This is a genomic window from Nocardia sp. CC227C (assembly GCF_030767025.1).
Classification (GTDB): domain Bacteria; phylum Actinomycetota; class Actinomycetes; order Mycobacteriales; family Mycobacteriaceae; genus Nocardia.
This window is the reverse complement of sequence record NZ_JASITE010000002.1, coordinates 350,027-364,297: the sequence shown is the minus strand read 5'-3', so window position 1 is coordinate 364,297 and position 14,271 is coordinate 350,027. Positions and strand designations below refer to the sequence as shown.

At 68.1% G+C, this 14,271-nt stretch carries 9 protein-coding genes (1 of these 9 running past the window's edge); 7 read left to right on the top strand and 2 right to left on the bottom strand.

What is annotated here, in order from left to right; all coding sequences use genetic code 11:
* Positions 1-133: 133 nt before the first annotated feature.
* From QMO76_RS04890 to QMO76_RS04880, 3 genes are all read left to right on the top strand, one after another.
* Entirely contained in the window at positions 134-1,159 is a 1,026-nt protein-coding gene (locus tag QMO76_RS04890; RefSeq protein ID WP_306359960.1) for a sodium:calcium antiporter, read from the top strand.
* Positions 1,160-1,324: 165 nt separating this feature from the next.
* Positions 1,325-1,795, top strand: a complete 471-nt coding sequence (locus tag QMO76_RS04885) for an RDD family protein (protein ID WP_306359959.1) — start codon at positions 1,325-1,327, stop codon at positions 1,793-1,795.
* Positions 1,796-1,972: 177 nt separating this feature from the next.
* Positions 1,973-2,548, top strand: a complete 576-nt coding sequence (locus tag QMO76_RS04880) for a TerD family protein (protein WP_306359958.1) — start codon at positions 1,973-1,975, stop codon at positions 2,546-2,548.
* Positions 2,549-2,662: 114 nt separating this feature from the next.
* On the opposite strand, the gene QMO76_RS04875 is transcribed toward QMO76_RS04880, so the two are convergent.
* Complete coding sequence (locus QMO76_RS04875; RefSeq protein WP_306359957.1) at positions 2,663-3,367, bottom strand: VTT domain-containing protein; 705 nt, start codon at positions 3,365-3,367, stop codon at positions 2,663-2,665.
* Entirely contained in the window at positions 3,364-4,047 is a 684-nt protein-coding gene (locus QMO76_RS04870; RefSeq protein WP_372341898.1) for a tellurium resistance protein, read from the bottom strand. Before QMO76_RS04870 ends, QMO76_RS04875 begins: the two co-directional genes overlap by 4 nt.
* Positions 4,048-4,354: 307 nt before the next feature.
* Here QMO76_RS04870 and QMO76_RS04865 point away from each other — a divergent pair, with 307 nt between their 5' ends.
* The 4 genes from QMO76_RS04865 to QMO76_RS04850 form a co-directional block, all read left to right on the top strand.
* A complete protein-coding gene (locus QMO76_RS04865; RefSeq protein ID WP_306359956.1) occupies positions 4,355-4,753 on the top strand; it encodes a MerR family transcriptional regulator in 399 nt (132 codons plus the stop codon).
* A gap of 189 nt (positions 4,754-4,942) precedes the next feature.
* On the top strand, positions 4,943-6,622 hold the full coding sequence (locus tag QMO76_RS04860) for a fatty acyl-AMP ligase (RefSeq protein ID WP_306359955.1): 1,680 nt from the start codon (positions 4,943-4,945) through the stop codon (positions 6,620-6,622).
* Positions 6,619-7,905, top strand: a complete 1,287-nt coding sequence (locus QMO76_RS04855) for a MupA/Atu3671 family FMN-dependent luciferase-like monooxygenase (protein ID WP_306359954.1) — start codon at positions 6,619-6,621, stop codon at positions 7,903-7,905. The genes QMO76_RS04860 and QMO76_RS04855 overlap by 4 nt, the downstream gene beginning before the upstream one ends.
* Positions 7,906-14,271, top strand: the 5' end (the start) of a protein-coding gene (locus QMO76_RS04850) for a non-ribosomal peptide synthase/polyketide synthase (protein ID WP_306359953.1). It continues 22,131 nt past the right edge of the window; only the first 6,366 of its 28,497 coding nucleotides appear in the window; it begins with the start codon at positions 7,906-7,908; the stop codon falls past the right edge of the window. It begins immediately after the preceding gene.

Genomic DNA, 14,271 nt, shown 5'->3' with positions numbered 1-14,271 from the left:
CACCGGGTCAATGGTGCGCGGCTTCCCGCACCGTACCGAGACCGTTGTCGGCGAACCGGTAGGAGACCGTGGCGTAACCGGATCGAGATCGGGTAGTACCGACGATGATGGTTGCGTTGTGCGGGGTGCGCCGATGACAGGGACGTGGCCGCTGGGGGTGGCGGTGGCGGTGTTCTGTGTCGCAGCCGCCGTGACGGTCGCCGGGTCGTTCCGACTGGCGGCCCTCGGCGACGAGTTGGCCGATCGGACCGGGTGGGGCGAGGCGTTCTTCGGTGCCGTGTTCTTCGGATTGATCACCTCGCTGTCGGGGATCGTCATGACCGCCGTCGCCGCCGCCGACGGTCACCCGGAGCTGGCCTACAGCAACGCTGTCGGTGGGATCGCGGTGCAGACGCTCGCGATCGTCGCCGCCGATGCCGCCTACGGCCGGGCCAATCTCGAACACGCGGCCGCGTCCACCCAGAATCTGCTGTTCGGTTGCCTGCTCATCGTCTTGCTGAGCACGGCGCTGTTGGCATCGTTCAGCCCCGACGCCACCGTCGCCGGCGTACATCCGGCGTCGCTGGTCATGATCGGGCTCTACCTGGGCGGCTTGCATCTCATTCGGGGTCAGAAGCAACCGATGTGGCGGGTGGTGTCCACTCGCGATACCCGGGAGGACCGGCCCGACCGGCACGGCGGGTCCGGTGAGCGTTCGGATGCCTCGATGTGGGCGGATTTCGCGGCCTGCGCCGCGATCGTGATGGCCGGAGGCTGGGCGGTTGCCCGCGCCGGCGAGAGCCTCGTCGCCGCGACCGGGCTCGGCGCCGGTTTCGTCGGCGGCGTCTTCATGGGGCTGGTCAATGCGCTGCCCGAGACCGTCACCGCCATAGCGGCTGTACGGCGAGGTGCGCTCACCCTCGCTGTCGCGGCGATCATCGGCGGCAACAGTCTCGATGCTCTCAATCTCGTCATCGGAGACATCGCCTTCCGTGACGGGTCACTGTTCCATGCCGGTGGCACCGATCAGCTCTTCCTGACCGCCGCCGCGTTGTTGATGACGGCGGTGCTGCTCGGCGGCCTGCTCGTCCGGCAGCGGTACGGGTGGCTGCGCCTGGGTTTCGACGGTGTCCTGTTGACCTTGGTCTACCTCGGTGTTGTCGTCACGCTCGCGTTCTGACCGCATGTGTTTCGTTGTCCCCTGCGTGGCAAGCGAACTCGGTCGACGGCGAGGCGCCGGTTCCAGCACTTACCGCGCATCGCGATCTGTGAGATGCTCGCTCTGCCACTGTGCCGGTCGCCGAAGGTCCGGCGGCCGTGCGCGTTCTCGAGATGAGGAGGAACGATGACAGCAGGTGGTTTCGGACCCGATTCGGGGCATTCGATCGGTGTGGCGGGAGCCGGTATCGGCAGACGCGCCGTCGCCAGGTTCATCGATTGGATCATCGCGGGCATCGTGGGCGCCATTCTGTTCTGGGTGTTGGGGCGCGTGGCGGATCTGCCCGGATGGATCTCCATCCTGCCCGGCGCCGGTTTCGGGTTTCTGTACTTCGTGCTCTTCGAGGTCGCCACCGGCTCGACCCCCGGGAAGAAGGTGCTCGGCCTGCACGTGAACGGCGCCGGTGGGGCGGACCGGCCCACGGTCAAGGAGTCGGCGATGCGGAATGCGTACATGCTGCTCAACCTGATTCCGTGGATAGGAAGCATCCTCTGGTTCTTCGCCGCCATCGGCATCGCCGTCACGGTCGGTGCGAGTTCGACGAATCAGGGCTGGCACGACAACTTCGCCGGTGGCACCCGGGTCATCAAGCGCTGATCTCCGGCGGCTGCGCGGGGTCGGCCAAATATCCTCCGAGGGAACGCTTTTCGCGATCCGGTCGGTAGTTCCGAAGGATAACCATACAGTTGTGCGTGCTAGTGTTCGGTAGCCTCGACAGAGGCGCGGAGCTGCCGACATCGGCTGCCGCGACGACGATCGATAGGAGAAGCTGGTATGGGTGTGAGCCTGTCCAAGGGCGGCAATGTGTCGCTGACCAAGGCGGCCCCGGGACTCACCGCTGTTGCAGTGGGTTTGGGCTGGGATCTGCGTACCACCACGGGTACCGACTTCGACCTGGACGCCAGCGCCATCGGCCTGGGTGCGGACAAGAAGGCCGTGTCGAACGGGCACTTCGTGTTCTTCAACAATCTGAAGTCACCCGACGGCGCCATCGAACACGCCGGTGACAACCGGACCGGTGAGGGCGAGGGCGACGACGAGGTGATCAACGTCGATCTGGCCAACGCGCCGTCGACCATCGACAGCATCGTGTTCCCGGTCTCGATCTACGACGCCGAGTCGCGTAGCCAGAGTTTCGGGCAGGTCCGCAATGCCTACATCCGCGTGGTGGACCGTTCCAACGGCACCGAGCTGGCCCGCTACGATCTGACCGAGGATGCCTCCACCGAGACCGCGATGGTGTTCGGTGAGCTGTATCGCAATGGCGCGGAATGGAAGTTCCGTGCGATCGGCCAGGGCTACACCTCCGGGTTGAGCGGTATCGCCGGCGATTTCGGCGTCACGGTCTGACCGATCCCGACCCGATTCGGCTCGGGACATGGTCCCGAGCCGAATCACTCTCCGTGTCAACCGATCTCACGAGGTCAACCGATATCACGAGGGTTACGGACAGCTGTGCTGTGCTCAGTGCACCGCTTCGGTGGCCTGCTCGGGTGCGGTGGATTCGCCCTGTCGCCGGGCGCGGGCACGCTTGGCCACCTCGACGACGATCGGCAGCACCGACACCAGCACGATGAGCAGGAAGATGAGGTCGATATTGTCGCGGACCACGGCGATCTGGCCGAGCAGATAGCCCAGATAGGTCAGGCCCGAGCCCCAGAGAATCCCGCCGATAATGTTGTAGGCCAGGAATATCCGATAGCGCATTCCGGCCGCGCCCGCCACGACCGGCGCGTAGGTCCGGACGATCGGCACGAACCGGGCCAGCACGATCGTGATCGGCCCGTGCTTGTCGAAGAAGGCGTGTGACTGATCGATGTAGGACTTCTTGAACACCCGGGCGTCGTCATGTTTGAACAATGCGGTTCCGCCGCGGGCCCCGATCATGTAACCCACCTGATCACCGGCGATCGCCGCTATCGGGATCAACAGCAGCAGCACCTCGATCGGCGCGAACGGTGCGATCTCGGTCGATTTCGAGGCGGCGATGAGACCGGCGGTGAACAGCAGCGAATCGCCGGGCAGCAATGGGAACAGCAGGCCGGACTCGATGAACACGACCAGCAGCAGCCCCGCCAGCATCCATGTTCCGAAGGAGTTGAGCAGGTTCACCGGATCCAGGAATCCGGGCAGCAGGGCCAGGTGTGCGGTGGTCGATCCCTCGATCATTTACTGCCCGCCGCCCACTTCATCCCCCAGCCGTAGGCGCGGTCGAGATCGGATTGGTTGCCGGTGATGTAGTTGACCTCGCGCTGTACGGTCAAGCCCCGTCCGGTATTGGTCACCAGCGCGATCGCGCAGATCCGAGCGCCTTCGACCGCGGAATCCAGGCGTACTTCGATCTGGGGGCCGGAGGTCGGGTACATGGTCACCACGCCGTCCACGGCCGCCCAGTTCGCGGCACCCTCGTAGATCATGGCGAAGATCAGGATTCGCCGGAATGCCTCCGGTCGGGCCAGGTTGATGTGCAGGTTCTCACCACCGGCGGCGGCACCGGTGCGGTCGTCGGCGTCCAGACCGATGAAGGGCGGGGCGTCCACCGCGCCGAAGCTGTTGCCGAGTGCCTGGATCACGCCTTTGGAACCGTCTGCGAGCTCGTAGAGGCAGCCGAGATCGAGATCGATGCCGCCGCCGATTCCGGCCAACCTCGCCAGGAACCCGGTCTTGCGCGGCGCGCCGCTGGACCAGTTCAGGTTCACCCGCATGACGCCTTGGCTCTCACCGGATTTGGTGAGATCGACACTGCGTTCGGTCTTGGTGAGGGTGAGCTTGTTCAGGCTCACCGCCGGGGTGGCGTTCGACGGCGGGTCGGCCGCGGCATCCGGCTTCTTGGTGTAGTCGATTCCCACGTTCGTGTCCTCCAGTTGTGTTCGTTACCAGTGGTGTTCGTTACCTCGGAAACTCACGCCCAATTCGATCGGCGGCTCGACCATGCGCGTCCGTCTACGGCGTCAGGGGGCGCGACGGTGGCCCTGGTACCGGCGGCGCGTGACATCGAGTCTCACAGTAACACGCGCTGCTGTATGGTTTTGGCGATGGGCGGGCCGCCGTCGGGCAGGTCGACGCCGCATTGTGAAAATCCGGTGCCGGGTCGAATTCCGGCCGGCGGCACGGGCCGCTGTATCGTTTGATATCCCTTGACGGACGGAGGTGCTGATGTCGGAGACGCTGGTGAGAATCGGAGAACTCGCCGCTCGCGCCGCGGTCAGCACCCGCACCATCGACTACTACACGAGTCTGGGCCTGCTCGAACCCGCACAGCGATCCGCGGGCAACTACCGACTCTACGATCCTGCCGACGTGGATCGCGTGCAGCTCATTCAACGGCTGGAAGCACACGGCATCTCGTTGGAGGAGATCGCGACCGCACTCAGCGCGCAGCCTGTCGACCTCGGTGAGGTGCTGACGCATATCGACGACGATCTGAAGAATCTCCATGCCATCGCCGAGGCCGCCCCCGGTGAGGTCAACGGTCTGCTCGGAGTCATCGCCGCCCGCGTGCATTCGCTGATCACCGTCGCCCTGCAACTCCCGCCCAATGTCCTTATGCTCTGACGCAGTTCATTCCGCCGCTGCTGGACGGCGAGCGGCGCGCGACCATGTCGCGCTGACGTGATCCGGGTCACCGGCAAGCTATGATCTTGCACGGTCTTTTCAGCTGCTGTTCCGTCTAGCCGCTGTCTCCCGGGTCGATGGCGTGTCCGGCCCGGGAACAGCCGAGGATCCGGAAGGAGCCGGGCGTACATGGGGACCCCTCCCACCCTGGTGGATATCGCATCGGCACGAGTGACCGACGACCCGCACAGAATCGTCTTTCGGTTCTCGAGCCACCGGGAGGACACCGAGGAGATCGACTTCCTCCGGCTGTGGGAACGGGTGGCCGCCGTCGCGCGGCGGCTGGGCGACACGACCGTGCCCGGTGACCGCGTGGTGCTGCTGTGCCCACCCGGCCCGGATTTCGTCCACGCGTTCTTCGCGTGCTTGGCGACGCGCCGCATCGCGGTGGCCGTACCGCTGCCCACCTCACCGAGTCAGGTCGACTCGGTCACGGCGATCATCCGGGACAGCGGCGCGGCCGCGGCCATCGCGCCACTGTCGGCGGTGCCCGTCGACGCAACACTGCTCGGCGGCGACATCCGGATCATCGACGTCGATTCGATCGCCGCGGGTTCGGATATCGACATACCCGGCGCGGCGCCCGAAGCCGACGACATCGCCTTCCTCCAATACACCTCGGGCTCCACCGGGTCGCCCAAGGGCGTCGCGGTGCTGCACCGGAACCTCGTGCACAACCTCGAGCTCATCACCGCCGATTTCGGTCTCACCCAGCGCAATTCGCTGGTGTCGTGGTTGCCGCCCTTTCACGATATGGGCTTGATCCAGGGCATTCTGCTGCCGGTGTTCGTCGGCATGCGGGCCACCCTCATGTCGCCCATGACATTTCTGCGCGATCCGCTCACCTGGCTGCGGGCGATATCGGAGAGCGAGAACGTCCTCGCCGGAGGCCCGAATCTGGCGTACGGCCTGTGCACCAAACGGATCTCACCGGCCGAAGCGGCGCGACTGGATCTGAGCGGTTGGGATATGGCCTTCGTCGGCGCGGAGCCGGTCGATCCGAAGACCCTGCGCGCCTTCGCCGCCGCCTTCTCCGGCAGCGGCTTCCGCGCGGAGAGTTTCGTGCCCACCTACGGTCTGGCCGAGTCCACCCTCTACGTCAGCGGCGGTCCGGTGGGCACGGGTGCGCGCCCGCGCGTGTTCTCCACCGACGAACTCGAACGCGGCGTCGCCATCGAATGGCCCACCGGCAGGGAGCTGCTGAGCATGGGACCGGTGCGAGCGGAGCACGTCGCCGTGGTCGACCGGGCGACGGGCGAGCGCTGCCCGGACAACCGGGTCGGCGAGATCTGGCTGCGCGGCGGCAGTGTCGCCGCCGGATACTGGAACAAGCCGGAGGAGAGTCGCCGCGCCTTCGAGGCGAAGATCGCCGGAGAGGACGGGACGGAATACCTGCGCACCGGGGACCTCGGTTTCGTCTGCGCGGGCGAACTGTACGTCTCGGGGCGCAGCAAGGAGCTGATGATCGTCCACGGCCGCAATATCTTCCCGCAGGATGTCGAGCGGACCATCGTCTCCAGCCACCCCGTGCTGCGGCCCGGCGGCTGCGCCGTCTTCGCCGCCACCGTCGACGACGAGGACCGCATCATCGCGGTCCAGGAGTTGAACGACACCCTGGAGCCCGGCAGCGCGGCGGCCCTGGAGGGTTCGATTCGCGACATCGTCAGCCGCGTGCACGCCATCAGCCTGCATCGGGTCGTCTTCGTCGAGAAGGGCGGGGTGCCCAAGACGACCAGCGGCAAGATCCAGCGACAGCGTTTGCGTGAAACATACTCGGCCGCAACGGCATTGGAGGAGAGTGCGCGATGAGCAGTGCGACCGGCGATGCCGCGGTGGTGGACTACTTCGTGGACTGGGTCGCGCGGCGGCTGGAGCGTGACGCGGTCGACCCGCACGCGCCGCTCACCTCCCTGGGCCTCGATTCGGTGCAGGCCGCCGAACTCATGACCATCCTCGAGGACCGATACGACACCGAGATCACCGCCGAGGAGATCTTCGACGGGCTGAGCCTGGCCGATATCGCGGCCAAGGTGAATGGATCCGCCGCGCGGAACACCACGCGCACCATGGATTTCAGCCTGTTGTTCTTCGCCAGCGACGCCCAGCGCGCCGCCGGGGAGCGCTACCGGCTGCTGCTCGAGAGCGCCCGCTTCGCCGATGCGCACGACTTCAAGGGCATCTGGATTCCGGAACGCCATTTCCACAGCTTCGGCGGCCTCTATCCGAACCCGGCGGTACTGGGCGCGGCGCTGGCCTCGGCCACCGAGCGGGTGCGCATTCGCGCCGGGAGCGTGGTTCTCCCGCTGCACAATCCGGTGCGCGTGGCCGAGGACTGGGCGGTGGTGGACAATCTGTCCGACGGCCGGGTCGACGTGGCCTTCGCGACCGGATGGAATGTGGACGATTTCGTCCTCGCCGACCACAACTACGCCGATCGGGTCGAGGTCACCCGGTCCGGTATGGACACCGTGCAGCGGCTCTGGCGCGGCGAATCCGTCGAACTGCCCAATGGGGTGGGCGAACAGCGCTCGGTGCGGATCTTCCCGACCCCCGTCCAACCCGCGCTGCCCACCTGGTTGACCTGTAGCGGCGGTGTGGAGCGCTTCGAGATGGCAGGCGCACTCGGCGCGAATGTGTTGACCGCCTTGCTCTTCCAGGAGGTGGACGAGCTGGCGGAGAAGGTGGCGGCGTACCGCAAGGCACGGGTGGAGCACGGCCACGACGCGGACGACGGCACCGTCACCGTCATGCTGCACACCTTCGTCGGCGAGGACGAGGCGCGGGTCCGGCGTACCGTCGAGAGTCCGTTCAAACGCTATCTGGAGGATTCCGTCGACCTGTGGCGGCGGGGCTCGACCGCGCTGGAGAGCCTGGACGAGTCCGCGCGGACCAAGGTGCTGGACTTCGCCTTCGAACGCTACTACCGCAACAACGGGCTGTTCGGCACCCCGGATTCCGCGTTCTCGATGGTCACCCGGATGCGGGAGATCGGTGTGGACGAGATCGCGTGCCTGATCGACTTCGGCATTCCCGACGCCGACGTGCTGGAAGGTCTCGCAGCACTGGCTCGACTCGAGAAAAGGGCAGCATAGTTGACCGTCCCGCGATCACTGCCGTTCCCGTTATCGGCCGCCCAGCAAGGGATTTGGTACGCACAGCAGTTATCCGGCTCGACCCCGATCACCAATTCGCTCTGCATCGACCTGCGGGGCGACCTCGACCCCGATCTGCTGCTGGCCTCGTTCTGGCTGGTGGCGGGGGAGTTCGAGGCCGCCCGCCTGCGCCTGATCGAAACCGACGGCATCCCGATGCAGGTGGTCGACCGGGAGCTGGACGAACCGGCCCGGTGCCTGGACCTGCGCCGCGCCCCGGACCCGGTCGCCGCCGCCCACGAGTGGATGCGCGCGGAATACAGCGAGCCGGTCGACCTGTACGCCGACCGGCTGATCACCACCGCGGTGCTGCGGGTGGAGCAGCACCGCTGGTTCTGGTACCTGCGCGCCCACCACATCGCCATGGACGGTGTCGCCGCCATGACCCTGCTGACCCGGGTCGGCGCGGTGTACTCCGCCGCGGTCGAGGGCGCCGAGCCCGCGCCGGCACGGGTGCACGGGCTGGCCGAACTGGTCGCCGAGGACGAGAAATACCGTGCCTCCGAGCGTTTCGACAGCGACCGGGAGTACTGGCGGGAGCTGCTGGACGGACTGCCCGCGCCGGTGAGCCTCGCCGGTCGCACCGGTCAGGCCGACGCCCACCCGATCTCGGTGAGCGGATTGCTCTCCGCCGAGACCACGCAGCTGCTCGACGCCGTGGTCAAGAAGCACGCGACCACCCCGGCCACCCTGATACTCGCGGCGTTCGGCCTGTACCTGGGCCGCATGACCGACAGCGCGGATGTCGTCGTGGGCCTGCCGGTGTCGGCGCGCGTCACCACCTCTGCACGGCGGTCGGGCGGCATGCTGGCGAACACCCTCCCGTTCCGGATAGCCACCGGCCCGCACGACACCGTCGGCGCGCTCATCGAATCGGCGCGGCGGCAGCTCATCGACGCGCTGCGCCGCCAGCGCTACCGCCAGGAGGACATGTTCCGGGATATCGGCCGCCTCACGCCGCAATCCCAGGTGTTCGGACCCTTCGTGGACCTGATGATGTTCGACACCAAGATCGTCCTCGGCTCGATCGTCGGCCAGCTCCAGGTGCTGACCCCGGGACTGGTCTCGGATCTGTCCGTCAGCTGCTACTCCGGTGCGGGCGCGGAAGCCACCCGCCTGGACTTCGTCGGGAACCACGACCTCTACACACCGGACGAACTCGCCGCCCACCATCGCCGATTCCTCGGCTTCTTCCACGACTTCCTGCGGGCCGTCGTCACCGACCCGCACACGCCGATCCGGCTCGTCGACGTGATCGACGGCGGCGAACGCGATCGACTGCTGCGGGTGTGGAACGACACCGCGCTCCCGGTGGACTCGGACCGCACCCTGGCGGACATGTTCCGGGCGCGGGAGGCCGAAGCCCCGGACGCGGTCGCCGTGGTATCCGATGGCCGGGAATACACCTACGCGCAACTCGGCGCCCGCGCCCGGAGCCTCGCCGCCCTGCTGCCCGAGCGCGGCGTCGCTCCGGAAACTATTGTCGCCGTGGCACTTCCACGCGGCATGGAGCTGATCACCGCGTTGCTGGCCGTGCTCGAGGCCGGTGCCGCCTACCTGCCCCTCGATCCGGCGTCTCCGCCGGAACGCCTCGCCTACATCCTCGCCGATGCCGCGCCCCGTCTCGTGCTCACCGACGCCGCCACCGCGCACCTGGTCGACCACGAGCAGGTGCCGTGCCTGCGCGTCGATCAGGTGCCGCGCGACGGCGGCGGGCCGCGCGTCCGATCGCCGCGGGTGCGTCCGGACAATGCCGCCTACTACATCTACACCTCCGGCACGACCGGAAACCCCAAGGGCGTAGCGGTAACCCACGCCAACGCGGTATCGCTGTTCGCCGGTACGCGGCCATGGGGCGGTTTCGGCCCCGACGACGTGTGGGCCTGGTGCCATTCGCAGGCGTTCGACTTCTCGGTGTGGGAGATCTGGGGCGCGCTGCTGCACGGCGGCCGGGTGGTGGTCGTGCCGCGCGAGGTGGCGTACTCGCCGCCGGAGCTGTGGGAACTCGTCGTCGCGCAGGGCGTGACGATCCTCAACCAGACCCCCTCGGCGTTCTACGCCCTGATCGAATCCCATTGCACGCGTGCCGATGACAAGAGCGCACTGCGGATGGTCATCTTCGGCGGCGAGGCCCTGGACCCGGCCCGGCTGCGGCGCTGGCCGCTGCTGGAGACCGCCGCCGCTCCCGTGCTGGTGAACATGTACGGGATCACCGAGACCACCGTCCATGTGACGAAACAGCCGCTCACTCGCGAGCAGTGGTGCGGTGAGCCCGGTATCAGCCCGATCGGCGTGCCCCTGGCGAATCTGCGCGTCTACGTCCTGGACGCGTGGCTGCGCCCGGTCCCGATCGGCTCCGCCGGCGAGCTGTACGTGGCGGGCGCCCAGGTCGGCCGCGGCTACCATGACCGACCGGGGCTGACCGCCGCGCGATTCGTGGCCGACCCCTACGACGCGGGTGGCGGCGGACGGCTGTACCGCAGTGGCGATGTGGTCCGCTGGACCGGGGCCGGGGTGCTGGAGTACCTCGGCCGCGCCGACGAACAGGTGAAGATCCGCGGCTACCGCATCGAACTCGGCGAGATCGAGGCCGTGCTCGCCGCCCAGGACTCGGTGGCGCGGGCCGTGGTCACCACCCGCCCCACCGCGACCTCGGATCAGCTTGTCGCCTACATGGTTCCGGATCGCCGGGTCGCGCCGGTGGCACAGCGCTGCCTGGAATTGCGGCGCGACGGCGTCATCGCCGCGAACGAACTGCACGAGCTGCCCAACGGCATGCCGGTGGTGGGCCGCAACCGGTCCAATATCCGCTTCCTGTACGAGGAGATCTTCGAGCGCGCGGAGTACTGCGCCTGCGGTCTGACCATTCCCGAAACCGGCTGTGTGGTCGATATCGGTTCGCACGTCGGCATGTTCTCCCTCTACGCGCAGAGCAAGTCGCCGGAGCTGAGGATATTCGCGGTCGAGCCGATGCCGGAGCTGCGGCGCATGTTCGCGGCGAACGCCGCCCTGCACGGCCTGAACGCGACCCTGGTGCCCTATGCGATCGGCGCGGCGGCCGAGCAGGATACCTTCACCTATTACCCGGAGATGTCGGTGCTGTCCGGGCGGGGCAGCGACAGCCGTGTGCAGCGCGACATCCTGGAGTCCTATCTGCACAACGAATACCGCGGTGAGAGCGATCCGGGGGAGCGCTACGTCGATCAGCTGATCGCCGACCGGCTGGAGTTCGAACAGGTCGACGTGCCCATCCGCACCCTGTCGCACATCATCGGCGAATACGGCATCGACCACATCGATCTGCTGAAGCTCGATGTGGAGGGCAGCGAACTGGATGCGCTGCGCGGCATCGCCTCCGACGACTGGTCGCGCATCGACCGCATGGTCATCGAGGTGCACGATATCGAGGACCGCCTCGCGTGTATCCAGAAGCTGTTGCGGGAGCGGGGATTTCAGGTCGCCTCACGGGTGTCGCCGAAGGTGGAGGGCACCGATCTGCACATCGTCTACGCGGTCCGGCTGGGCCTCGATTCCGATGTCGACGGCGATCGGGTGAATGTGCTGGAGCCGCGGACGCGGTGGATGTCGCCGTCGTCCCTCGGCACCCGGGTGCGGCAGCGGCTGGGGGAGCGGCTGCCCGGCTACATGGTGCCGGACGTGGTCATGGTGCTCGACAGCCTGCCGCTGACGGTGAACGGCAAGGTCGACAAGGCCGCCCTGCCCGACCCGGTGCTGACCCGCACGGTCTACCGCGCGCCCGCCACCGCCATGGAGGAGGTGGTGGCCGGGGTCTTCGGCGAGGTACTCGGCATCGACCGGGTCGGGGCCGACGACGACTTCTTCGAACTGGGCGGCAATTCGCTGTCGGCGACCCGGCTGGCGGCGCGGCTGGCCGACGGCGTCGGCGTCGCGGTGACCGTGCGCCACATCTTCGAGGCGTCCACGGCCGGGGCGCTGGCGGCGCTGCTCGACGAACGCGTCGCGGGCGCGGATGTGGCGCGGGTGGACGCCGGTCCACGCCTGGCTCCGCGGCCGCGTCCGGAGCGGGTGCCGCTGTCGTACGCGCAGCAGCGCATGTGGTTCGTGAACCGATTCGACCCCGACTCGGCGGCGTACAGCATCCCGATGCTGCTGCGGATCGAGGGCCGGGTGGAGGCGGCGGCGCTGACCGCGGCGGTGCGGGATGTGCTCGTCCGGCACGAGGTGCTGCGGACCCGGTATCCCGATGCGGACGGCATCCCGTACCAGGTGGTCGTGCCGGTCGAGGAACTGGCCGAGGCCGCCGACGTGGACCTCGCGCCGCACGCCGTGGACGAGGCCGGTGCCCGCGCGGCGATCGTCGGCGTGGTGGCGACGGGTTTCGATGTGGCGCGGCGCATTCCGCTGCGGGCACGGCTGCTCGCGGTGCGTCCCGACGAATTCGTGCTGGTGCTGGTGGTGCACCACATCAATGCCGACGGCTTCTCCATCGCGGTGCTGGCCCGTGACCTGGCCGCGGCATACGCGGCGAGATGCCGTGGGCGGCAGCCGGAGTGGGCTCCGCTGCCGGTGCAGTACGCCGACTACACGCTGTGGCAGCGCGAGGTGCTCGGATCGGTCGCCGATCCGGAATCACCGCTGGCGCGGCAGCTTCGGTACTGGGTACAGCAGCTGGACGGGCTGCCCGATGTGATCGCGCTGCCCACCGATCGCCCGCGCGCGGCGGTGGCGTCGCATCGCGGCGCGAAGTACGCCTTCGCGGTGGAACCCGACGTGGTCGCGCCGTTGCGGGCGCTGGCGCAATCCGGCGGCGCCACCGTGTTCATGATCTTCCACGCCGCCCTGGCGGTGGTGCTGTCCCGACTGTCGGGCAGCCGGGATATCGCCATCGGTTCGCCGGTGTCGGGGCGCGGTGTGGCCGAGTTGGACGATCTGGTGGGCATGTTCGTGAATACGATCGTGCTGCGCACCCGGGTGGACGAGGCGGAGCCGTTCACCGATCTGCTGGAGCGGGTGCGCGGGGTGGACCTGGACGCGTTCGCGCACGCCGAGGTGCCGTTCGAGCAGGTGGTGGAGGCGGTCGACCCGCCGCGCAGCCGGGCGCATCACCCGCTGTTCCAGGTCATGCTGGCCTTCCACAATCTGGACGAGGTCCGATTCGACTTCCCCGGACTGGTGGTGACCGGATCGGGAGCCGACACCGGGATCGAGCGATTCGACCTGACCTTCACGCTGAGCGACACACCGGACGCCACCGGGGCCATACCGGTCGAACTCGGCTATGCCACCGACCTTTTCGACCCGGCCACGATCGCGGCGCTGGCGCGGCGACTGCGCACGGTGTTGCGTGCGGTGGCGCACGACCCCACCGTCGCGATCCGCGATATCGATGTGCTGTCACCCGCGGAGCGGCACCGGCTGCTCGACGACTGGGGCCGCAACGATCACGCCGTGCACGGCGCGCTGCTGCCCGACCTGCTGGCCGCCGCGGTGTCGAGCAATCCGGACGGCGACGCGGTGGTGGACGGGGACCGGCGGCTCACCTACCGGGCTCTGGATGAGCGCTCGAATCGGCTGGCGCGCTGCCTGATCGATCGCGGGATCGGCCCGGAGGCCGTGGTGGCCGTCGGGATGCCCCGGTCGCTGGAATGGGTGCTCGCCGTGTGGGCGATCACCAAGACGGGGGCCGCCTTCCTGTCCGTCGATCCGGAACATCCGTTGGAGCGCAATCGCTTCGTCTGCACGGATTCCGCTGTGCGCGTGGGTATCACGGCCGCTCGATACACGGCGGCACTGCCCGCCGACGGCATCTCCTGGCTGGTGGCCGATGATCCGGCCGTCGTCTCCGATATCGAGCGGTGCGCGGGGACCGCCATGACCGATGCGGATCGGATCGCGCGGCCCCGGCTGTCGACGACGGCCTATGTCGTCTACACCTCGGGCTCCACGGGTCGTCCGAAGGGTGTGGAGGTCACCCACAGCGGTCTGGCCGCGCTGGTGGCCGACCATCGGCGGCGCGCCGGGGTGGCCGCCGATTCGCGTGTGCTCGCGGTCGCCGCCCGCACCTTCGACGCGGCGATACTGGAACTGCTGCTGTCACTGTCCGGCGGCGCGGCGCTGGTGCTCGCGCCAGAGGACGTGTACGGCGGGCAGCCGCTGGCGGATCTGCTGCGGGCACAGCGCATTACCCATGCCTTCCTCACCCCGTCGGTGGCGATGTCGGTCGACTCCGACGGACTCGACACCGTGCGGGTCGTCATGACCGGCGGCGACCAGTGTGGACCGCAGCTGATTTCGCGCTGGTCGGGTACGGATGCCGGGCGGCGG